The sequence below is a fragment of the Mesorhizobium loti CJ3sym genome (genome assembly GCF_000472785.1).
In the GTDB taxonomy this organism is placed as follows: Bacteria; Pseudomonadota; Alphaproteobacteria; order Rhizobiales; family Rhizobiaceae; genus Mesorhizobium; species Mesorhizobium loti_E.
In genome coordinates this window covers 38,705-58,801 of sequence record NZ_AXAL01000027.1, presented here as the reverse complement: position 1 = coordinate 58,801, position 20,097 = coordinate 38,705, and the positions used below count along the sequence as shown (strand labels likewise).

The window sequence follows — 20,097 nt, the reverse complement described above, 5'->3', positions numbered from 1 at the left end:
GCTGGCTATTTGCCGGCCGCGATATGGCCGGCAGCCTGCTCCATCCACGTCCAGAGATAGGCTGCGAGACCGCGATCGACATGGATCCGCAGCCTGTGCTCACGACGATAGACGATGGCGCTGATGCCGGCGAAGGAAAGCGCGGCACTGGCGCTTGGCTGCCGGGGATCGAGCGTCGTCCCGCGTGCGATGAAAGCGTCAAGTGCCGAGCCTTCGACCTCGAACACCTGCAGCCCGGCGCTGATCTCCGTCACCGCAAACCCTTGGGGGAACCATCCCGTCGCCATGCCGATCGGCGTGGTGGACACGGCAAGCAGCCGGTCGCGTGCCAGGCGTACCGTGTAGCGTATGCCTTCGGCCGGGCCGAATGCCCCGACCGCCGTTCCATCGAAGCCGGATGCCTCGGCCCACGCGGTAAGGTCGCCGCTGACGAGACGTTGGTGCAGCCCGGAGATCGAGCCTATCTTGAGTCCCGGCACATCGATTGTGGCGTTCTGCCAGTCCGGTGCGACAGACCATTTTTCCGCGAGGTCACGCATTGAGCCGGTCTCCTGCGGGGTCGAAGGCACAAGGCGCGGCGATCATTGCCTTCCTCACCTTGCCGAGATGCTGGATTTCGATCGTCTCGCCATGCCTTGTCGCGCCGCGCTCGATCAGGCCAAGAGCGATCGGTCGGCCAAGCGTCGGGCTCTGGTAGCTCGAGGTGACAAAGCCCTGGCTGTGCAGCTTGCCGTTCTCCCGCTTTATGCCATGCGCCCCGGTTGGCAACGGCGCCTCGCCCTGCGGCACCGTCAGGCCGACAAGCTGCATGCGGTTGTTTCGCGAAGCCTCCTCGGTAAACAGCGAGCGGCGGCCGACATATTCGGTCTGGCGTTTGGTACGCGGTCCTTCGCTGCCGAGATCATGCGGCAGCGTCGTGCCGTCCGTGTCCTTGCCGATGACGATAAAGCCTTTCTCGGCGCGCAGGATCATCAGCGCTTCGAGTCCGATGAGAACGGCTTCGAAAGCCTGGCCGGCCTGACGCAGCTGCGCCCATAGCGGCTCGGCGCGATCCGCCCGGATCGAAATTTCGTAACTCCTGTCACCGGTGAAACTGACGCGGGTGACGCGCACTTCGTTGCCGGCATAGCTGCCGTGGCCCACCGTCATATGTGGCAGGGCGGCATCGTCGAGCGACAGGCCGAGCCCAACTGCTTCGAGCAGCTTCCGCGCATTCGGCCCGGAAACGGTCAGCGTTGCCATCTCTGACGTTGCGTTGTGGATGTATACCGCATCGCGGCCGAAGCGATCCTGGCGCCATTCCTCCAACCGGGCGTGCACAGCAGTGACATGCGAGGACGAGCACGACACGACGAAGCGATGCTCGTCCAATCGCACCAGAACGCCGTCATCGAAGACCACGCCGTTCTCCGACAGCATGAAGCCGTACCGGCAGCGGCCCGGTTTCAGCGTCGACATGGTGTTGTAGTAGAGGAAATCGACGAATTCGGCGGCCTTCGGGCCGATCACCTCTATCTTGCCCAGCGTCGAACCGTCGAACAGCGCGACGGATTTGCGCGCGCGCAACGCTTCGTCCTGGATGGCGCGTTCCGCATCGGCGTCGCGACCACCATAGTGAGCCGGCCGCAGCCAGCCGCCATACTCCTGGAACACGGCGCCGCTGGAGCGGTGCACATTCTCCAGCGGCAGCCGCCGCACCGGCGCCATCAGTTCACCGACGCGCGCGCCGGCAAAGCTTGCCAATGGCACCGGCGTGAAGGGCGGGCGGTAGGTGGTGGTGCCGACCTCCGGCACCGTGCGGCCGGTAATCCCGGCCATCAGCGCCAGGCCGGGCAGGTTGGAGGTCTTGCCTTGGTCGGTCGCCATGCCAAGCGTCGTGTAGCGCTTCAGATGTTCGACGGAGACGAAGTTTTCGCGGGCCGCCAGTTCGATATCCTTCACGGTCACGTCGTTCTGGTAGTCGATCCAGATGCGCCCCTTCGAGCCGGGTAGCGGCCATGCCGCTGCCATGCCGCCCGTCGCCTCGGGCCCGGTGCTGCGCGGCACGGCTGCCTTCGTCTGGCCGAGCGATGCAACAGCTTTCTCCGAGCCCGCAAACACCTCCGACAAGGAGACTGCGCCGGCCGCAGCGCCAGCGACCGAAATGCCGTCGACAGGATCGCCCGGCAGGAAGGCAGCACGCGCCTCGCTCCATGTGAGCTTGCCCTTGGCCTGGCCGAACAGATGAATGGTCGGTGTACAGCCGCCCGAGACCAGCACGCAATCGGCGTCGAGCCTGGTGCCGTCATCCAGCGTTACGCCCCCGACGCGCAGTTTGCCGTTGGCGGCGGCAAGCGCCCGTCCTTTGACAAGCCGCACCTTGGCTGGCGTGTCGGGCGTGCCGTCACGCCTGATATCGACCAGCGTGACATCGGCTCCGGCCTCCGCGAGCGCGCTCGCAACCTCATAGGCGCTATCATTGTTGGTCGCGACGACGATGCGGCGGCCGACGAGCACGGCATGGCGCCTGAGATAGGCAAGCGCTGCATCCGCCGACAGGATGCCCGGCAGGTCGTTGTTGGCGAAGGGCAGCGGCCGCTCGATGGCGCCGGTCGCCAGCACGATCTGGCGTGGCCTGACCCGCCACAGCGTGTCGCGCCGGCGGTCGAGATGACGCTGGTTCAGCCCGACAAGATTGTGGTCGTAAATGCCGAAGGCGGTGGTCGAAGGCAGGATCAGATGGCCACCGGCGGCAAGCTCCGCAACCGTCTCCTCGATCCAGACGGCCGCCGGCTTGCCGTCGATCTCACCAGCGCGGTGGCCGAGCGATCCGCCCGGGTTCCGCTGATCGTCCACCAGCGTGACGGACAGGCCGGCGCCGGCCGCCATCCTGGCCGCCGCCAGTCCGGCCGGCCCTGCGCCCACCACCAGCACGTCGCAATGATGGTTGATCTGGTCCGCCGTACCCGGCGAGGTCCAGTCGGTGTCGACCTTGCCCAGCCCGGCCATGGCGCGGATGCGCGGCTCGAACATATGCCAGTCCGGCCACATGAAGGTCTTGTAGTAGAACGCCGCCGGAATGAAGCGCGAGAAACGATCGAGGAAGGCGTTGCGGTCGGCCAGCGCATTGGGCGTGGCGTTGACGCTTTTCGCCACCAGCCCGTCGCGAGCGGGCTCGGTCGTGGCCCGCGTGTTCGGCGTCGCCTGTGGGCCGCCGACATCGACCAGTGCGTTCGGCTCCTCGACGCCGGCACCCCAGATGCCGCGCGGCCGGTGGTATTTGAAGCTGCGGCCGACGACCGCGACATCGTTGGCCAGCAGCGCCGAAGCAATGGTATCGCCGGCAAAACCCTGCACAGTCGTGCCGTCAAAGTTGAAGCGGATCGGGCGTGAGCGGTCGATGGCGCTGCCGCCTGTGGTGAGACGCGAGGCGGTCACGCGGCGTGCTCCCCGCCAAGGGCTGCCGAGGACAGCACCTTGTGCGTGACAGTGTCGCGTTCCATGACGAAGAACTCACCACAAGTCATGTGGACCCAGATTTCATGCGCGCTGCCCTTCGGATTGCCGCGCAGGTAGAGATATCCGGCCCAGCGGTCGATAGGCACGTCCGCTCCATCGGGCCTGGCATTGCCCGCATCACCGCCATAGTGGAATTCGGTCTCGTCGCGCGGGCCGCAGAACGGGCAAGGGAAGAGCTGCATGATTGCCTCGGGTTCTCTGTCTCAGTGCGCGATGCCGGAGCCGGCCGCTTCGTCGATCAGCCGCCCGGTGGCGAAGCGATCGAGATCAAAGGGACGGCTGATGTCGTTGTGCTTGCCGGTCGCCAGCAGGTTCGCCAGCAGCGTGCCGCCGGCGGGAATGGCCTTGAAGCCACCCGTGCCCCAGCCGCAATTGAGGAACAGGTTGGGCAGCGGCGAGGGACCGATGATCGGCGAGGAGTCCGGCACGACATCGACAATGCCCGCCCATTGCCGCATCAGTTTCAACTGGCCGAAGATCGGAAACATTTCCAGCAGGCCGGCGATCACCGTCTCCAGCGTCGGCAGATTGCCGCGCTGCGCATAGGACGGGATGCGGTCGAGCCCGCCGCCGATGACGATCTCGCCCTTGTCGGACTGGCTGACATAGACGCCGGTGCCGGGTGACAACACCACCGTATCGAGGATTGGCTTGACCGGCTCGGACACGCAGGCCTGCAGCGCATAGGAATTGATCGGCAGCCGGAAGCCGGCCTTGGCGGCAAGCACCGAGGAATGTCCGGCTACCGCCATGCCGATACGGTCCGCGCGGATCGTGCCGCGCGTCGTCTGGACACCGCGGCAGCGACCGCCCTCGATGACGAAATCGGTGATCTCGCAATTCTGGATGATGTCGACGCCAAGCCGGCTCGCCGCCCGTGCATACCCCCAGGCGACCGCGTCGTGGCGCGCTGTTCCGGCGCGGCCCTGCCAGATGCCGCCGAAGACGGGGAAACGTGCATCCGGGGAGAAATTATAGATCGGCGCCACGCGCCGCACATCCTCGGGCGAGAACAGCTCGGCATCGATGCCATTGATCTGCATCGCGTTGACGGTGCGAGCGCCCACTTCCATCTCGGCGGTGGAATGGCAAAGATTGACCATGCCGCGCTGCGACAGCATGACGTTGTAGTTCAGATCCTTCGACAGGCCCTCATAGAGCCGGTGCGCCAGCCCGTAGAGTTCGACGCTTTCCGGATAATAATAGTTGGAGCGCACCACGGTGGTGTTTCGGCCGGTGTTGCCGCCGCCGATCCAGCCTTTTTCCAGCACGGCGACCCTGGCGATGCCATGGTTCCTGGCCAGGTAATAGGCCGTCGCCAGCCCATGGCCGCCGCCGCCGATGACGATCGCGTCATAGGCCGGCTTCGGCTCGGGCGAGCGCCAGGCCTGCTTCCAGCCGGTTTGGCCGGCCAGGCCCTCCTTGAACAACGACAGTGCGGAATAGCGTCGGGTCATGGCATGGTCTTCCGCGGGGTGGCACCGGTTCGATGGGTCATGCCCGCATCGCCTTGCCCGCTGGATCGTAAGGCGACGAAGCGATGACGCGCGCACCTCTTTCGACGCCGACGATATGGGTTGTCAACTCGGTATCGATACCGGCCGCATCGCGATCGACCAGCGCCATGGCAAGGCTTTTGCCGACCGTGTGGCCATAACCGCCGGAGGTGACGAAGCCGGCAAGCTTGCCTCTGCTCCAGACAGGCTCGTAGCCGCTGGCGTCGGCATCCATGGCGTTAACTTCGAGCGTCACCAGCGTTCGCCTCGAGCCGGCCTTTTGCTCTTTCAGAGCGGCCTCGCGGCCGATGAAGTCACCCTTGTCCAAGGCGATCCAGCGGTCCATGCCGGTCTCATCAGGCGTATAATCCTGCGTGAACTCGCGCGACCAGATGCCAAAACTCTTTTCGAGCCGCAGCGAATTGACCGCGCCAAAACCGTATTCGGCAATGCCGAGGTCGCTGCCTGCCGCAAGCAGCGCGCGGCGGAGGCCCGCATGCTCATTGGCCTGGCAATGGATCTCGTAGCCGAGCTCACCGATGACCGAGAGCCGCCCGACCTTGGCCCGCACGAGGCCAACATCCAGCGTCCCGCAGGCGAGGAAGCCGAAGGCTTGGTGCGAGACATCCTGATGCGTCAGCCTTTCGAGCAGACGGCGCGCATTGGGGCCGGCGAGCGAAAAGCCGCCGACCGCGTCCGAAATGTCGCGCACGGCAACGCCGTCGGCGAGATGCTGTTCGAACCAGCGCATGTGCCATTGCCGCAGATAATAGGACCCCATGATCCACCAGGAGCCATCGCCCCAGTTGAAGACGGTGAGATCGCCCTTGAGCTTGCCGTTCTCGCCCAGCATCGGCGCGAGTTTTGCTCGGCCCGGCCTGGGCAAGGCACAGGCAAGCAGCCCGTCGAGCCAGGCTGCCGCCTGCGGCCCGCTGATCTCGTAGCGTGAGAAGGCTGATATATCGAGCAGGCCGACGCCTTCGCGCACCTTGCGGCATTCCTGGGCGACGATCTCGAAGGCGTTGGAGCGCTTCAGCGTCGGTGTTTCGACGAAACCTTGCGGCGCGAAATAAAGCGGCACTTCCATGCCCCAGGAACTGCCCCAGCGGGCGCCGGCCGCATCCATGGCGTCATGCGCGCCTCCGGTCTTCAGCGGACGCCCCGCCGGCAATTGCTCGTTGGGGTAACTCATGACGAAGCGGCGCGAATAGAACTGCCCGGTCGTCTGTTTGATGTATTCGCGGTTGGAGGCGAAGTCGCCGTAGCGGGCAATGTCCATGCCGTAGACGTTGGCCTCCGGCTCGCCATGGATCATCCACTCGGCCAGCGACTTGCCGACGCCGCCGCCTTGCAGGAAGCCGGCCATGACGCCGCAGGCCACCCAGTAATTGGGAACGCCGCGCACCGGGCCAACCAGCGGATTGCCGTCCGGCGAGAAGGTGAAGGCGCCGTTCACCCAGCGCTTGATGCCGGCTGTTTCCAGGCAGGGGTAGCGGCTGAAGCCGAGCGCCAGTTCGTCGGCGATGCGATCAGTGTCTTCCTGGATCAGTTCGATGCCGTAGTCCCACGGCGCGCCGTCCATGTTCCAGTGCTTGTGGTTGATCTCGTAGATGCCGAGCAGCAGGCCCTTCTGCTCCTGGCGCATGTAGGTGAAGCCTTCGAGGTCGACGATCAGCGGCAGTTCCCGGTCGAGCGCCTGGATCTCGGGCAGCGCCTCGGTGACGAGATAATGATGCTCCATCGGCGAAACGGGCAGGTCGATGCCGGCCATGCGGCCGACCTGCTTGGCCCACAGGCCGCCGGCATTGACGACGTGCTCGGCAACCACAGTGCCCTTCTCGGTGACCACGTCCCAGCTGCCGTCGGCGCGGCGGTTGAGCTCCAGCACGTGATTGTGCTCGATGATGTCGGCACCGCGTTTCCGTGCCGCCTTGGCATAAGCATGGACGACGCCCGAAGGGTCGATATGGCCTTCGCGCGCGGCATAGAGGCCGCCCAGCATGCCGTCGGTGTTGAGGATCGGGCAGCGCTGCTTGATCTCGTCGACGCCGACCAGATGGACATCGTCTATGCCCATGGTCTGAAAAATGCGGTAGGAGGCCTTCAACCATTCCCATCGCTCCGGTGCCGACGCAACCGAGATCCCGCCGGTCATGTGCATGCCGATGTTCTGGCCGGATTCCTCTTCGACCTCCGACAGCAGATCGATCGTATAGGCCTGCAGCGCAGCGATGTTGGGGTCGGCATTGAGCGCATGAAAGCCGCCGGCCGCGTGCCAGCTCGACCCCGCGGTCAGCACCTCGCGTTCGATCAGCGCGACATCGCTCCAGCCGAACTTCGCCAGATGATAGAGCACCGAGGCCCCAACCACGCCGCCGCCGATAACGATCGCCCTGTATTGCGATTTCATTCTGCCGCACTCCGTCAGATCATGACGGCGCACCCTAACGGCATTGTACATATGTGTCTAGTACGTTGCAGAGTTGACCCAGACGAGGCGGACCTGCTGGTTGCGGTGTGGGCGCCAAACGTATGTTGTTGGGAAAACCGTGAGGCTAATCCGGCCGATTGCCGCGTCTACCGTTTGCCGGAAAGCGTTTTCTCGACGTAGCGGGCGAAGTCCTCGACATCTTCTGCCGGAGGCTCCTGGCCGGTGAAGCTGCGCAGATACGAGGCGACCTGGGCCAAGCGGGTGCTCATCGGTTCGTTGAGCTCGAGCGAGTAATAGCCGATCTGCATGAAATAGAGGACGCGGGCGCGCACGAACGCGTCTTCTTCCTCATAGCCATGGCGCATATACATGTCGCGTATGGCTTTGACGCGCTCTTCGTCGGCATCGTCGAGCGCGCGCCTGATGGCAGGGGAGCGGCGGGCCCAGGCCCGGACCGCGAAGTCCAGCCGGGGGTCGAACAGTCTTTCGTCGACCCAGCATTCGAAAATGCTCATCACGCCGCGGATGACGGTCGCGGAGGGCCGGTTGGCGCGTTCGACGATGAACCTCGTGTTGGTCTGCCGCCAATAGTCAAGCAATTGGTCGAGCAGATCCTGCCGGCTCTTGAAATACCAGTAGAAGCTGGAGCGCGAGACGTCGAGTTGCTGGCCAAGCGTAAGCACACGGACGCGTTCGACACCATCCGAGATGAGTGTTTCAAGCGCCAGCTTCAGCCAGTCTTCACGAGTGGCCTTGATGTTGCCTGTGGCGCCGGCGCGCTGAATCGTCGTTTCGAGAGCTGCCATCAGCACGACGCATGACACGCCGCACCGGGCAAATCAAGGCTATGGACATATCTGTCTAGAGCAATTCGTCTGGGCCTGAACGGCGCCCCGCGAATATTAGCCGGGTTGCTGTCGACCAGGCGCTGGCACCGTCGCACGATTGGCACACGGGTAGGCCCGAGGATTTTTGTCGCGGCTGCTCGACCAGTGTTTGCTTTCCCGCAACGCATTTGTCTGGCAAATACCAATTTAGACAGATGCCGCCGCGCGGCCAATCAGCAGGAAAGACCAGGACATGGCGCAGTTTCGAAAAAACCTCATCGATGGCGAATGGGTCGGCGACGCCGAGTCCCGCAACATCAACCCCTCGGACACCGGCGACGTCGTCGGCGAATATGCCTCGGCAGGCGTGGAGCAGGCCAAGCAGGCGATCGCGGCGGCCAAGGCTGCCTTCCCGGCATGGTCGCGCTCCGGTCCGCTGGCACGCCATGCGGTGCTGAAGAAGGCCTCGGACGAGATCATGGCGCGCAAGGACGAAATTGGCCGGAACCTCGCGCGCGAGGAAGGCAAGACGCTGGCCGAAGGCATTGGCGAGACCATCCGCGCCGCTCAGATATTCGATTTCTTTGCTGGCGAAACATTGCGCCTGTCGGGAGAAGTCGTGCCTAGTGTGCGGCCGGGCGTCGGCGTCGAGATCACGCGCGAAGCGGTCGGCGTGGTCGGCATCATCACGCCGTGGAATTTCCCGATCGCCATTCCGGCCTGGAAGATCGCGCCGGCGCTGGCGCATGGTAACACCATCGTCTTCAAGCCGGCGGAACTCGTTCCAGAGAGCGCCTGGTCCATCGTCGACATCCTGCATCGCGCCGGCCTGCCCAAGGGCGTGCTCAACCTCGTCATGGGCAAGGGCTCTGTTGTCGGCCAGGCGATGCTCGACAGTCCCGATGTCAACGCCATCTCTTTCACCGGCTCGGTCGGCACGGGAAAACGCGTCGCTGCCGCAAGCGTCGAGCACATGCGCAAGTTCCAGCTCGAAATGGGCGGCAAGAATCCGCTGGTCGTGCTCGACGATGCCGATCTTGCGGTCGCCGTCGATTGCGCGCTCAACGGCGCCTTCTTCTCGACGGGCCAGCGTTGCACGGCGTCGTCCAGGCTGATCGTGACCGAAGGTATTCATGACCGTTTCGTCGACGCGCTCAAGGACCGCATGGGCAAGCTGGTGATCGGCGATGCGCTCGACACCCAGACCCAGATCGGCCCGGTGGTTGACGCGACCCAGCTGAAGCAGGACGAGGACTATATCGCCATCGGCGTCAGGGAAGGCGCCACGCTCGCCTTCGGCGGCGAAAGGCTCGACCGCAAGACGCCGGGCTTCTACCTCAGCCCAGCGCTGCTCACCGAGGCCACCAATGCCATGCGCAGCTCGCGCGAGGAGATTTTTGGCCCTGTCGCCAGCGTCATCCGCGTCAAGGATTATGACGAGGCGCTCGCCGTCGCCAACGACACGCCTTTCGGGCTGACCTCGGGCATCTGCACATCGAGCCTGAAGCATGCCACGCATTTCAAGCGCAATTCCGAAGCCGGCATGGTGATGGTCAACCTGCCGACGGCGGGCGTCGATTTCCATGTCCCCTTCGGTGGCCGGAAGGGCTCGAGCTTCGGCCCGCGCGAGCAGGGCCGCTACGCTGCCGAGTTCTACACCACGGTGAAGACCGCCTATACATTTGCGGGATGATCGGGCGCCGGCTCATCGGCCGGCGAGCTTTCACCGGGGAATCGGCACGAGGCAATGGCATTGCAGGATCTGACTTGGCTTAACCCGCCGCCGCATCATGCCATCGACGGCGATGCGGTGCGCGTGCGCACCGGCAAGGAAACCGATTTCTGGCGCGAGACCTTCTACGGTTTCTGGCGTGACAACGGCCACTTCCTGCATCGGCCGGTCGAGGGCGACTTCACCGCCGAAGTCACCGTCAAAGGCGATTACAAGGTGCTCTACGACCAGGCTGGACTGATGATCCGGCTGAGCGAAACGCACTGGGTCAAGGCCGGCATCGAATACACGGACGGCCTCGCCTATTTCTCCGTCGTCGTCACCAACGACACATCGGACTGGTCGCTGGTGGCCATCCATGCCGATCCCAATGGCGTCAGCATCCGCCTGACCCGCCACGGCGAGGCGATCCGCGTCCAGTATCTCGATGCTTCCGACGGCCACTGGAAGCCGGTACGGCTTGCCTATTTCCCGATCTCGAAGACGGTCGATGTCGGCATGATGTGCTGCTCGCCGCAGCGCGAGGGTTTCGAAGTCACGTTCTCCGGATTTTCGGTCGGCCCGCCGATTTCGCGAGAATTACACGACTGAGGCGAACTCTCGCGTGACCTGTGCGAATGGCTCCGCAGGACATTGCAGCCGCGGAGGCGTCTGGGCTAAGCGTTGCCGATGGGCATGAAGCGCTGGTGGGCAAAACGCAAAAAGGCTGTCTTTTCCAAGGCGCTGAGGTTCTTCAGCGTTCCTCCCGTGCTGTGGTCGCAAGGGATCGGGCATTTCTGCGATTTCGCCGGGCCCGACTGGTATCGCTGTACTCCGACCGAATCGGCACAAAGCGAGGCGTTTTTCCGTGACCACTACAGCGGCGCGCACGGCATAGTCTGGGTGCGGCTGAGCAGCTTGGCCAGGGTTCAGCGAAACTGTGACCTTGATACGTTCACCAGGATAGCCCTGCCAACGATCAAGGCTCCTTTCATCCTGATGACCACCGATGGCGATTGTTCGGTGCCGTCGGATCTGGCAAAAGATACCGTGCAGCGGCTTCTCGCCAATCCCTATCTAGTGTGCTGGTACAGCCAGAATTGCGATGGCGGTCATCCCAGGATCAAGCCGTTCCCGATCGGACTGGACCTCCATACGCCACGTTCGCTTATAGCGCCCAGCGGCATGGTGCGGCAGTTGCGGACCTTGCGCGCCGGGCAAGGCAATGCGGATCGTCGTCAGCCCAGGGTGTTCTGCGATTTCAGCGTCAGCAAGGGCTCGAGCCAACGTCGCGAGGTGCTCGAGGCCCTGGACGGATGCCCGCATGTCGATTTCCTGAAAAAGCGAGTGTCGCAGCGCGGGATTTGGGAGCTGTATTCGCAATACCCGCTTGTGGTTTCGACCGTGGGAAACGGCCTCGACTGTCATCGGACATGGGAATTGCTATATCTCGGCTGCATCGTCGTGACCAAGACCTCGCCGCTCGATCCTCTCTACGAAGGCCTGCCTGTCATCATCGTCGATGACTGGCATCAGCTCCGCAGGCGCCGGCGCGTTGGATCGCGCAGGCCTCGCATCTGACCGGGCAGGACTATGTTTGGAACCGTCTGCGCCCGCAAACCTATCTGGAGCCGCTGCGCGAAGAGCTCCGGCAGGCTGCTGCCTCACCACGGAACGTGTAATATCTCCAGCTTCGGCAAGCCTACCGGCCGGATGCCGAGATCGTTGGCGAGCAAGCCAAACGCTTCGGTCTCGATCAGGTCGCGGTAGGGAATTTCGGGGAAGCGCAAGCCGCCGCGATGCAACGCCGCATCGACCAGCAGCATGGTTCCTCCGACCGCATCGAGGCCGACAATGTCGAGATGCCTGACATCGCTGAGATGATAGCGATGTGGTGTCGTCGCCGGAGGCTGATGAAGACCACCGCGGATCTCGCGAAAGTATCGGTAATCCCTGCCCTGGCCCCTGATAATGAAGTTGTTGAGATCGAAGCTGCCGCGGCCGGCGATCTTGACGCAGTTGGGTACCGCGATGCGATGTCCGGCGGCGATCAGCCGGTTCAGCGTATCGCCGGGAAAGCGCCAGACGTCGATATCGATCCACAGCGCCCAGGCGTCATCTGCGTCCAATCCGTGATCGATCAGGTAATTTCGTACCTTGGCAATTGCGCCGCGCCTGGCGCGCTGCATTCTGGGCCTTGCCCTTTTTGCCCTGTCGAAGCTGGTGCCGACCTGTCTTTGCAACAGCACAATGTCGCGATATTTGCCGGCTAATCCTGCTGTTGCAGCGTGTAGCCTTTCCCAGCTGCCGTCCAGGCTGTCGCCTTCGCAGAAAACCAGCTTGATCCTGTCCTTGGGGTAGTCGAGCCCGTCTAGCGCATCGAGAAAAGGCTGGATGAGGTCCGCGGCGTCGCGAAGCGGCACCAGAATGGCGATGTTGCGGCCAGGGGGTGGCGGCGCCGACAGAACCGCCTTGTCGACGCTGGCTTTTGCCGCAGCTTTACTCAGATGAGCGCCGCGCGTCAGATGATATTTTAGCCGGTAGGCTTTGTTGCGAAGTTTGGTCAGCCATGTCGGTGGCGGCTCGGGGGTCCACCATGTGCCCGCCCAGTGATGGATCGAAAGCGCTGTCGTATCGTCGCTGGCCTCGCGCTCCGTGCTCCCGGTCGACGTCACCGGTGCGAACAGGCCCGAGGGATGAATGGCGAAGGCTGCCTGATCGTTGTAGCCGCGCTGCGCGGAGGTCAGCAGGCAAGGGCCGGTCGCGTCGAGCACATCCTTGGCGCCGGCGAGCCCGGGCATCATGGACAAGAGATGCATCCAGAAGGGATGCTGGGGCGGGCTCGCCATTGTCCCGTTGAACAGGAGATAGGGCAGACCCCGGAAATCCGTCTGGACGGCCGCATGCGAGGCCGGCTCCTTGCACAGCACGACACGGTTCTCATTCATGATCAAATCGAAGGGTGCGACGCATTCACAGTCAATGTCGGCGTAGACCCCGCCAAAATGATGCAGCAGCATGTAGCGGGCCGCATCAGAGCGCTGCACGCCGTTCGTATAGCTGCAGAACATCGGCAGGAAATCAGGATAGTGCCCGGCCACGAATTCGAGCAGCATCCGATCGCTCCAGAACATCACCGTCCAGTGCGGATTATGCCGTTTCCAGCTGTCGGCATATGCCTGGAAGCGTGCGGGAACGCTGTCTGTCTTCCATGTCTGGTGCAGGATTGGCGGGATCATCGGCGGCTCATGGGGCGGGAGATTGTCATGTGCCGTCATTCTCCAGTTCAAGCCCGGCACGGATGGCATCGCGGATCGCTTGCGGGCCGAACGTTGCCCATACGGCGTGATGCGCGCGCATGCGCTGTCGTGTCCGGCGCTGGGCGTCGTGACACAGCCCGATGGCCCCATCGGCAAGCCCTTCGTCGGTGGCCGACAAGAGCACCTCGTCGTTCTCGACCAGCTCCAGGCCCTCGGCCGCCAGCGGTGTCGCGATCACCGACACGCCCCAGGCCATCGCCTCCAGGATCTTGATGCGCGTACCGCCGCCCGCTCTGAGCGGGATGATGCTGAGATGGGCGCGGGACAGCAGCGGCGCCACGCTTTCGGGATTTTCGACGAGTTCCACATCAGGCAATCCGGCCAGTGCCCGCACGGTCGCCTTCGGGCCGCGTCCGGCGAGAACAAGCTTGGCGCCGGGCAAAGCCTGCCGGATACGGGGTAATATGGCATGGGCCAATCGCTCTGCGGCGTCGACGTTTGGCGGATAGCCGAGATGGCCGATGAACAGGATCACCGGGAAGCCGCTGTCGGTCGCGGCTTCGGTGGGCAGCGTCTGCGGAATGTCCTCGACATTGGGAATTCCATTGGGAACGACATCGATCGGCACCTTGCGCAGGGAAAGGCCCGTCAGCTTGTCGCGGTCCTGGTTCGAGCAGACCCAGATCCTGTCGACAATGGCGAGTGCCTTTCTTTCGAGACGCCTGATGCCCAGAGATGCCGCGATCGCGGCAAGGCGCGGCCCGGTCGCTTCAGTGCGGCCTATTTGTTGAGCCAGGTCGGACTCGACATTGTGCATGTCGAGGATGAGCTGCCGCACCAGCGGCCGCAACGGCTGCAGCAGCTTGAACAGGCCGATGCTCTCGACCACGACGGTGTCCGGACGAAAGTCTCGAACCAGAGCCTCGAGCCGTGCCAGGGCTGCACGCGAAATGCGATGCTCGGCCCTGATGCGCCACCACCCGATCGAAGCCGTACGGGCCTCGCCCTCGATCGATAGCGCCTCGGCGCGGATCAACGGATCGGGCAGCTTCGCGGCGCTGGCCCGCGGCAGCACCGAGACCAGGCAGGCCGGTCCGAACCCGGCCGCGATCGCGGCATTGCGATAGTTTCTAAGGTCCGCGCCGGAGGTTGGCGGAAAGGCCGGCTCGTGGGACACGATCAGCACGCTGTTCGCTGCTGCGCGCCGGCATGGTAATATCCGGTCGCGCGCCAATGCGGCTCAAGGCGAGCGCCCACGGCGCTGCGTTGCAGGCTCAATCGCAGATGGCATTCACGAGGCCCCCGAAGCCATGGAAATAAGCTTCGACTTGTTTAGACGAATGGCGCTTTCGTCAAGCGCTGGATGATCCCTGGGTCGTCGGATGTGCCCCGCCTGGCGAGACGGTCACAATTCGTGCCGGCAGAATCCGGATGAAAAGATCATCGCCTGGACCAAGCCAGCCAGCGCGCCGCAAGTCGCCTGCGCAAGGAGGTGAACCGGGTTTGCCTGTAGGCATCGCCCGCCATCTTGATGCCTTGCGCCTGCGTCGGGAAGGGATGGATGACATCGGCCAAGGCATGCAATCCCATGCCCGACTTGATGGCGAGCGTCACGGCATTGATCATCTCGCCGGCATGGCTGGCGACGACCGTCGCCCCCAGTATGCGGTCGGATCCCTCCCGGACATGGATCTTGACGAACCCCTCCTCCTCGCCGTCCATCACGGCACGGGCGACATCATGCATCAGCACTGTATAGGTCTTGACCGGGATGCCGTTGCGACGCGCCTCGATCGGATAGAGGCCGACATGGGCGATCTCCGGATCGGTATAGGTGCACCAGGGAACGACGAGCTCACTGAGCTTTTCGTGCCCGCGAAACAGGGCATTGCGCACAACAATGCGCGCCGTCGCCTCGGCGGTATGGGTGAACTTGTATTCGAGACACACATCGCCCGCCGCGTAGATGTGCGGGTTTGTGGTCCTCAGGTGATCGTCCACCTTGATGCCGTTGGCGTCATACGCCACCCCGGCATTTTCCAGGTCGAGATCGTCGACATTGGGCGAACGGCCGACACCGGTGATGATCTCGTCGACGGAAATCGTCGTCGTATCGCCGTCGCGCAGCAGGTCGGCGAGTTTCTTGCCGCGCTCCGTCCGTACCGCCACCACTTCAGTGTTCAGGCGCACCTCGACGCCTTCGCGCGCCAGCGCGTCCGAAAGGATCTGCGCCGCGTCGCGTTCCTCGCCAGGCAGGAACATCGGATCGTTCTGCGCCAGGATGACCTTCGCGCCGAGCAGGCAGAAGGCCTGCGCCGTCTCGCAGCCAAGCGGCCCGCCGCCGATGACCAGCAGCCGTGGGGGGCATTTTGTGAGGTTGAACATGCTCTCATTATCGAGATAGCCGGCCTCGGCAAGTCCCGGAATCGCGGGCCCGCTCGGATGCGCGCCCGTCGCGAGCAATGCCTTCTTGAAATGCAGTGTCTTGTCCGCGACCACCACGCAATCCGGTCCGGCAAAGCGCGCTTCGCCAAAATAAAGGTCGATGCCTTCGGCGGTGATGGCCGCGGCCGAATCGGCGCGGCTGATCCGCTGCCGGATCTGCCGCATCCGCATCATGGCCCGCTCGAAGTCGACATGAAGGCGCTCCGGCGTGTGACCGCCGAAACTCTCGGCATCGCGCATGTCGGCATAGAGCCTGGCCGTGCGGATGATCGACTTCGACGGGACGCCGCCGACATTTGTGCAGGCACCGCCGATCAGCCCGCGTTCGATCAGCGCGACTTTCGCGCCGAGGCGCGCGGCGTCACGCGCCGCGGTCAGCCCGGCCGGCCCGGCGCCGATGACGACGAGATTGTAGGGACCGTCGGGGGTCGGGTTTTTCCAGTGCTGCGGATGCGCGCACCGGACCAGTTCGACGTCGTTGCGATCGACGGGGAAGGCGGCGGCCTTTGACCGTTTACGCGGCATCGCGGCCCCCTGAAGCGGAGCCTGCCGGTTGCGCCAGCCAGCCGCCGGTGAAGCCTGCTTTGCCCAGGCCGCGGCGGATGTGCGGATTGGAGCGCAGCAGCTCCCAGATTAGGCGCGAGCGATGGTTCTCGATCATCATCACCACAATGCCTTGGTCCAGCCCGTAATGACCTTCCGACACCCAGCCGTTGCGGCCGAATTGTCGCCGGTTGGCCAATGTCGGATTGAAGCCGCTCGGCAGCCGGAAATTGTCGATCACCTCGGGATAGCGGTCACCGAGATGGCGCAAGGCGGCCAGGCAAATGTCAGGTGCGAAAGGCAACGACGCCGGATAGGACCATGGTGCGATCGTCCCGTCATCCGGCCCGAACGGTGCGCCGCGCGCGGCATAGCCGGAAAAGCGGTGGCGCCGACGCTCCACGCTGGCGCGGAAGCCGCCCGGCCCGTCGCCAGCCGAAAGCCCCCAAAGGTTCTCGCCATAGCCTTCGAACCCATAAGGGTTGTGGCGGGCATAGTCGCGTTGGAGGTAGGTCGAGCGCCGGCTGTTTTCGAAATAGTCGGAATTCTTCTCGCGCATGAAAGCGTCGCGAATGCCGGCGAAATCGATCCAGGCATGCGAGAACTGATGCATGAACAGCGGCCCGCCATAGAGCACGTCATGGCCGTAGATGTTTTCCCATTGGTAGGTCGCCGTCCAGGCATCGTAACTGTCGTCGGAGGTCGGGCTGTCGGGCGAGGCCATCGACAGCACGTAGAGGATCGTCGCCTCGTTGTAGCCTTCCCAGCCATAGTGCAGGAAACCGCTCTTCGGCTTCCAACCCTGGCGCAAGGTCGCAGTGCTGCCTTGCGCCCATCGCCAGTCGACACGCCGGTAGAGCGTCTCGGCCAGCTGGCGGATTTCGGTTTCCGACTCGTCGTCGCCCGAGAAATGGGAAGCTGCCACCAGCACGCCGGCGATCAGCAGTGCTGTGTCCACCATCGACAGTTCGCAGCGCCAGACGCGCAGGCCAGTCCGCATGTCGAGGAAGTGGTAATAGAAGCCTTTGTGGCCGGTGACCTCTTCACCGCTGCCCTGCGGGCTGGCAGAGAAGAAGCGCAACGCGGCAAGCGTCAGCTTGACCGCCCTCGCACGCGTCATCCAGCCGCGCTCGACTCCGATCGGATAGCAGGACAAGGCGAAGCCGACGACGGCGATGCTGGCCGGCGAATTCGGCCGCGATGTATCGGCAACCAGGCCGTTGTCGGGGTTCACATTCTCCAGGAAATAATCGAAGGCGGCGCGCTGGTAGCGGTCCAGAAGCTCGTCATCGGACAATGCGGCAGGTTCTGTTTTAGGCAAACGATGCAAACTCCAGCCTGATGGACGCGACTCCCAGCGGCGGCACGGTCACATCGAATCCAAGGGTCCGGTCGCGCCAGGCGACCGGTTGTTCCTGCTCCGGCATTGCCGAGGCCGCATGCAATTGCTCGACCATTGCCGGGCTCAGATAATCAGGCTTTCCCTTCGTCGCCCATAGCGCCTTGGCGTTGGCATTTCCCGCATCGATCCGCCGGATGATTGCGGCGGTGGGCATGGGCGCATTCTTGAGTTCGATATGGACGATCTCGTCCGCGATTGGATGCCGCGGCAAGGCGAAATTGGAGATCAGCACGGTCAGCGAATTCCGGTCACGCACGCACCAGCTGTCGACAGTCGGGTGGTTACCTTCCACAGGCAGGATTTCCGCTCCAAGTCCGTGCAACATTTCAAAGGCACGGTAAGCCGGTTTGGCGATGCCGTGAAGGTTCATCAGGCCAAAACCGCCATGAAACGGCACGGAGGGAAAATAGTTCTCCTCGAAAATATCCGAAAACGTCCAGTAGCTATAGCCCTGAACCAGCCCCCTTGCTTCCATCACCGTCTTGACGATGAAGGCGGCGGCATAAGGCTCGTCATGCAGGGGATCGCGCGGGTTCGAAGACGTGCACCATTCGGTGTAATAGAGCGGACGGTCTCCAGCTTGCTGGCGCGCGGTGCGCGCCTGCTCGCGCAACACGCTTCGCGTGCTTACTGAAAGCTGGGTTTCGGTGTCGTCGCCAGGTTGGCCAAAGGCATCGGTTGGGTAGTGGTGGGTGCTGATAAAGTCAGCTGGAAGGCTGTTCTGGGTGCAGTAGGCGATGAACTCGCCGATCCAGGCATTGGCCGCGGTGGCCGGACCGCCGACCTGCAATTGCGTGTCGACGGATTTGATGGCCTTCGCCGTATAGGTATACAGCTTGAAATAGTCTTCCTGCCTGCCGCTGCCGAACGCTTGGAGATTGGGCTCGTTCCAGACCTCGAAGGACCATTGGCGCACCTCCTCCAGGCCGTAGCGGTCAACCCAATGGCCAACGAGTTTGAAGATAAGGGTCGCCCACTGTCCGTAATCCTTCGGCGCACTGACATTGGCGCGGTCGTGGAAGATGATCTGTCCGCTGGACGACAGCATCGTCGGCATGAAGCTCAACTCGACAAAGGGCCGCATGCCGATCGACAGCAGGAAATCGAAGATCTGGTCGGCATTGAAGAACGAATAGAGCGGCTGGTCGTCCTGATCGATGAGCGTACCCATATCGTCATCGAGCAGGCCGTGAAAACGGACATGGCGAAAGCCGAGTTCGTCATGCGCGCGGCGCATCTGCGCCTGCCAGTCCGCACGCAGCGCCAGCGTCGCATGGCCACTGCCGACCGTATGCTCCCAGAAATGCGGGAAGTCCTTGCCTTTGACGCCGAGATCACAGCGAAAGGTCACGCCCGTGGAACTGTCTGAAGGACTATTTGCCTGTCGTATGCACTGCATTGCCAACCATACGCCGACCATGCCGCATTCGTTGCCTGCTCACGCGGATTTGTAGTCGCTGCCTTGCTGTGACGAACCTCTGGGAGACGGCACAACGGAACGATGTCGACGCTGACCGTCCGCCTGGACTATTCGTGATTTCCCTCAAGCTGCTGGCGCAGGGCTTCGACCATCGCCACCAGCGCCGGACCGATTTCGGCATGCGCGCGTTGCTCGGTGATGATCTCGCCGATGCCACCACAGGTGAGGGCGACCAGCGGCGAGCCGTCGCGCGGGCGAAACGGCACGCCGACCGCGTGGATATAGCTGTGCCAGGCGCCGAACGACGTCACATAGCCAAGCCGTGCGTGCTGCGCGATCGCATCCTCGATGGCTGCAATGATCATGGCTGCCTTGTCGGGTTCCGCTTCCTGCAGCCTTTGCACGAGATCGGTGCGTTCCTCCTGTGAAAGTCCCGCCGCGTAGGCCAGCCCCATCGAGGTCTTCCAGATCGGCAAATAGGAGCCCGGATTGAGCCGCAGCGTGACCAGGCTCTCCGACCGGCAATTGGCGAGATAGACCATGTTGAGGCTGTCGCGTGTGCCGATCGCCACGGCAGCGCCTGTCAGGTCGGCCAGCGGCTGCATCAGCGGCCGGGCAATGTGGACGACGGCGCTGGAACTGAGCGCCGAATAACCGAGCGCCACGGTCGCAGGCCCCAGGCTGTAGCGGCCGAGATCCTTGTCGTAGAGGAGGTAGCCGAGCGCGCTCAGCGTATAGGTGATGCGTGAAACCGTGGCCTTGGGCAGGCCGGTGCGCGCGATGATGTCCTGATTGCCGAGCGCGGCGTCACCCGGCCGGAAGGCGCGCAGGATGCCGAGCCCGCGCACCAGCGAGGACGAAAGCTGCGCGCCTTCGCCGTCAAGCTCCGTCTCGTCTCTGGTCGCTCGCTTGCGCACGCTGGCGGTCTTTCTGGCGGAGTGTCCACCTGTCGGGCCGGTCTCTCCGGCGCGGTGCAGTCAAAAATGAAATTAAATTCCATTTATATTGACAGCGGCTTTTGCAGCCTGTCAATATGTCCCCTCGATGGCATCTTCCAGCGCCTT

15 protein-coding genes are annotated in these 20,097 nt (G+C 63.6%); 3 read left to right on the top strand and 12 right to left on the bottom strand.

Annotation, left to right across the window (positions count from 1 at the left end; genetic code table 11):
• Positions 1 to 5: 5 nt before the first annotated feature.
• The 6 genes from A3A9_RS0129550 to A3A9_RS0129525 all read right to left on the bottom strand — a co-directional run bounded on the left by A3A9_RS0129550 (position 6) and on the right by A3A9_RS0129525 (position 8,231).
• Positions 6 to 539, bottom strand: a complete 534-nt coding sequence (locus tag A3A9_RS0129550) for a hypothetical protein (RefSeq protein WP_027061856.1) — start codon at positions 537 to 539, stop codon at positions 6 to 8.
• The gene (locus A3A9_RS0129545; RefSeq protein WP_027061855.1) at positions 532 to 3,417 is read right to left on the bottom strand and encodes a sarcosine oxidase subunit alpha family protein; all 2,886 of its coding nucleotides are present in this window, start codon (positions 3,415 to 3,417) and stop codon (positions 532 to 534) included. Before A3A9_RS0129545 ends, A3A9_RS0129550 begins: the two co-directional genes overlap by 8 nt.
• Positions 3,414 to 3,680: a sarcosine oxidase subunit delta gene (locus A3A9_RS0129540; protein ID WP_027061854.1), complete on the bottom strand. Its 267-nt coding sequence runs from the start codon at positions 3,678 to 3,680 to the stop codon at positions 3,414 to 3,416. The genes A3A9_RS0129545 and A3A9_RS0129540 overlap by 4 nt, the downstream gene beginning before the upstream one ends.
• A gap of 21 nt (positions 3,681 to 3,701) precedes the next feature.
• A complete protein-coding gene (locus A3A9_RS0129535) occupies positions 3,702 to 4,955 on the bottom strand; it encodes a sarcosine oxidase subunit beta (RefSeq protein WP_027061853.1) in 1,254 nt (417 codons plus the stop codon).
• 37 nt (positions 4,956 to 4,992) lie between these two features.
• Positions 4,993 to 7,404 (bottom strand): GcvT family protein, encoded by a 2,412-nt coding sequence (locus A3A9_RS0129530; RefSeq protein ID WP_027061852.1) that lies wholly within the window; start codon positions 7,402 to 7,404, stop codon positions 4,993 to 4,995.
• Positions 7,405 to 7,571: 167 nt separating this feature from the next.
• Positions 7,572 to 8,231 carry a TetR/AcrR family transcriptional regulator gene (locus tag A3A9_RS0129525; RefSeq protein WP_033838866.1) on the bottom strand — a complete coding sequence of 220 codons (660 nt, stop codon included), beginning with the start codon at positions 8,229 to 8,231 and terminating at the stop codon, positions 7,572 to 7,574.
• A 274-nt stretch (positions 8,232 to 8,505) separates the two neighbouring features.
• Between A3A9_RS0129525 and A3A9_RS0129520 the strand changes: the two genes are divergently transcribed.
• The 3 genes from A3A9_RS0129520 (at position 8,506) to A3A9_RS41375 (ending at position 11,544) form a co-directional block, all read left to right on the top strand.
• Entirely contained in the window at positions 8,506 to 9,945 is a 1,440-nt protein-coding gene (locus tag A3A9_RS0129520) for an aldehyde dehydrogenase family protein (protein WP_027061850.1), read from the top strand.
• 54 nt (positions 9,946 to 9,999) lie between these two features.
• Complete coding sequence (locus tag A3A9_RS0129515) at positions 10,000 to 10,575, top strand: DUF1349 domain-containing protein (protein ID WP_027061849.1); 576 nt, start codon at positions 10,000 to 10,002, stop codon at positions 10,573 to 10,575.
• Between the two features lie 78 nt (positions 10,576 to 10,653).
• On the top strand, positions 10,654 to 11,544 hold the full coding sequence (locus tag A3A9_RS41375; protein WP_245279151.1) for a hypothetical protein: 891 nt from the start codon (positions 10,654 to 10,656) through the stop codon (positions 11,542 to 11,544).
• A gap of 83 nt (positions 11,545 to 11,627) precedes the next feature.
• Here the strand turns inward: A3A9_RS41375 and A3A9_RS0129505 are convergent, their stop codons facing one another.
• The 6 genes from A3A9_RS0129505 to A3A9_RS0129480 all read right to left on the bottom strand — a co-directional run bounded on the left by A3A9_RS0129505 (position 11,628) and on the right by A3A9_RS0129480 (position 19,950).
• On the bottom strand, positions 11,628 to 13,202 hold the full coding sequence (locus A3A9_RS0129505) for a glycosyltransferase (protein WP_027061848.1): 1,575 nt from the start codon (positions 13,200 to 13,202) through the stop codon (positions 11,628 to 11,630).
• Positions 13,203 to 13,227: 25 nt separating this feature from the next.
• A complete protein-coding gene (locus tag A3A9_RS39695) occupies positions 13,228 to 14,409 on the bottom strand; it encodes a glycosyltransferase (RefSeq protein ID WP_245279150.1) in 1,182 nt (393 codons plus the stop codon).
• Between the two features lie 254 nt (positions 14,410 to 14,663).
• Positions 14,664 to 16,193, bottom strand: coding sequence for a mercuric reductase (locus A3A9_RS0129495; protein WP_027061847.1), 1,530 nt, complete (start codon positions 16,191 to 16,193; stop codon positions 14,664 to 14,666).
• Entirely contained in the window at positions 16,183 to 17,532 is a 1,350-nt protein-coding gene (locus A3A9_RS0129490) for a glucoamylase family protein (protein WP_027061846.1), read from the bottom strand. The genes A3A9_RS0129495 and A3A9_RS0129490 overlap by 11 nt, the downstream gene beginning before the upstream one ends.
• A complete protein-coding gene (locus A3A9_RS0129485; RefSeq protein WP_063827797.1) occupies positions 17,525 to 18,964 on the bottom strand; it encodes a GH39 family glycosyl hydrolase in 1,440 nt (479 codons plus the stop codon). The genes A3A9_RS0129490 and A3A9_RS0129485 overlap by 8 nt, the downstream gene beginning before the upstream one ends.
• A gap of 176 nt (positions 18,965 to 19,140) precedes the next feature.
• Positions 19,141 to 19,950, bottom strand: coding sequence for an IclR family transcriptional regulator (locus A3A9_RS0129480; protein ID WP_027061844.1), 810 nt, complete (start codon positions 19,948 to 19,950; stop codon positions 19,141 to 19,143).
• Between the last annotated feature and the right edge of the window lie 147 nt (positions 19,951 to 20,097).

What these genes read in the sequence shown, in the direction of transcription:
- A3A9_RS0129550 (WP_027061856.1), bottom strand. Translation starts at nt 539, where the DNA reads ATGCGTGACCTCGCGGAAAAATGGTCTGTCGCACCGGACTGGCAGAAC.
- A3A9_RS0129540 (WP_027061854.1), bottom strand. Translation starts at nt 3,680, where the DNA reads ATGCAGCTCTTCCCTTGCCCGTTCTGCGGCCCGCGCGACGAGACCGAA.
- A3A9_RS0129535 (WP_027061853.1), bottom strand. Translation starts at nt 4,955, where the DNA reads ATGACCCGACGCTATTCCGCACTGTCGTTGTTCAAGGAGGGCCTGGCC.
- A3A9_RS0129530 (WP_027061852.1), bottom strand. Translation starts at nt 7,404, where the DNA reads ATGAAATCGCAATACAGGGCGATCGTTATCGGCGGCGGCGTGGTTGGG.
- A3A9_RS0129525 (WP_033838866.1), bottom strand. Translation starts at nt 8,231, where the DNA reads ATGGCAGCTCTCGAAACGACGATTCAGCGCGCCGGCGCCACAGGCAAC.
- A3A9_RS0129520 (WP_027061850.1), top strand. Translation starts at nt 8,506, where the DNA reads ATGGCGCAGTTTCGAAAAAACCTCATCGATGGCGAATGGGTCGGCGAC.
- A3A9_RS0129515 (WP_027061849.1), top strand. Translation starts at nt 10,000, where the DNA reads ATGGCATTGCAGGATCTGACTTGGCTTAACCCGCCGCCGCATCATGCC.
- A3A9_RS41375 (WP_245279151.1), top strand. Translation starts at nt 10,654, where the DNA reads ATGGGCATGAAGCGCTGGTGGGCAAAACGCAAAAAGGCTGTCTTTTCC.
- A3A9_RS0129505 (WP_027061848.1), bottom strand. Translation starts at nt 13,202, where the DNA reads ATGATCCCGCCAATCCTGCACCAGACATGGAAGACAGACAGCGTTCCC.
- A3A9_RS0129495 (WP_027061847.1), bottom strand. Translation starts at nt 16,193, where the DNA reads ATGCCGCGTAAACGGTCAAAGGCCGCCGCCTTCCCCGTCGATCGCAAC.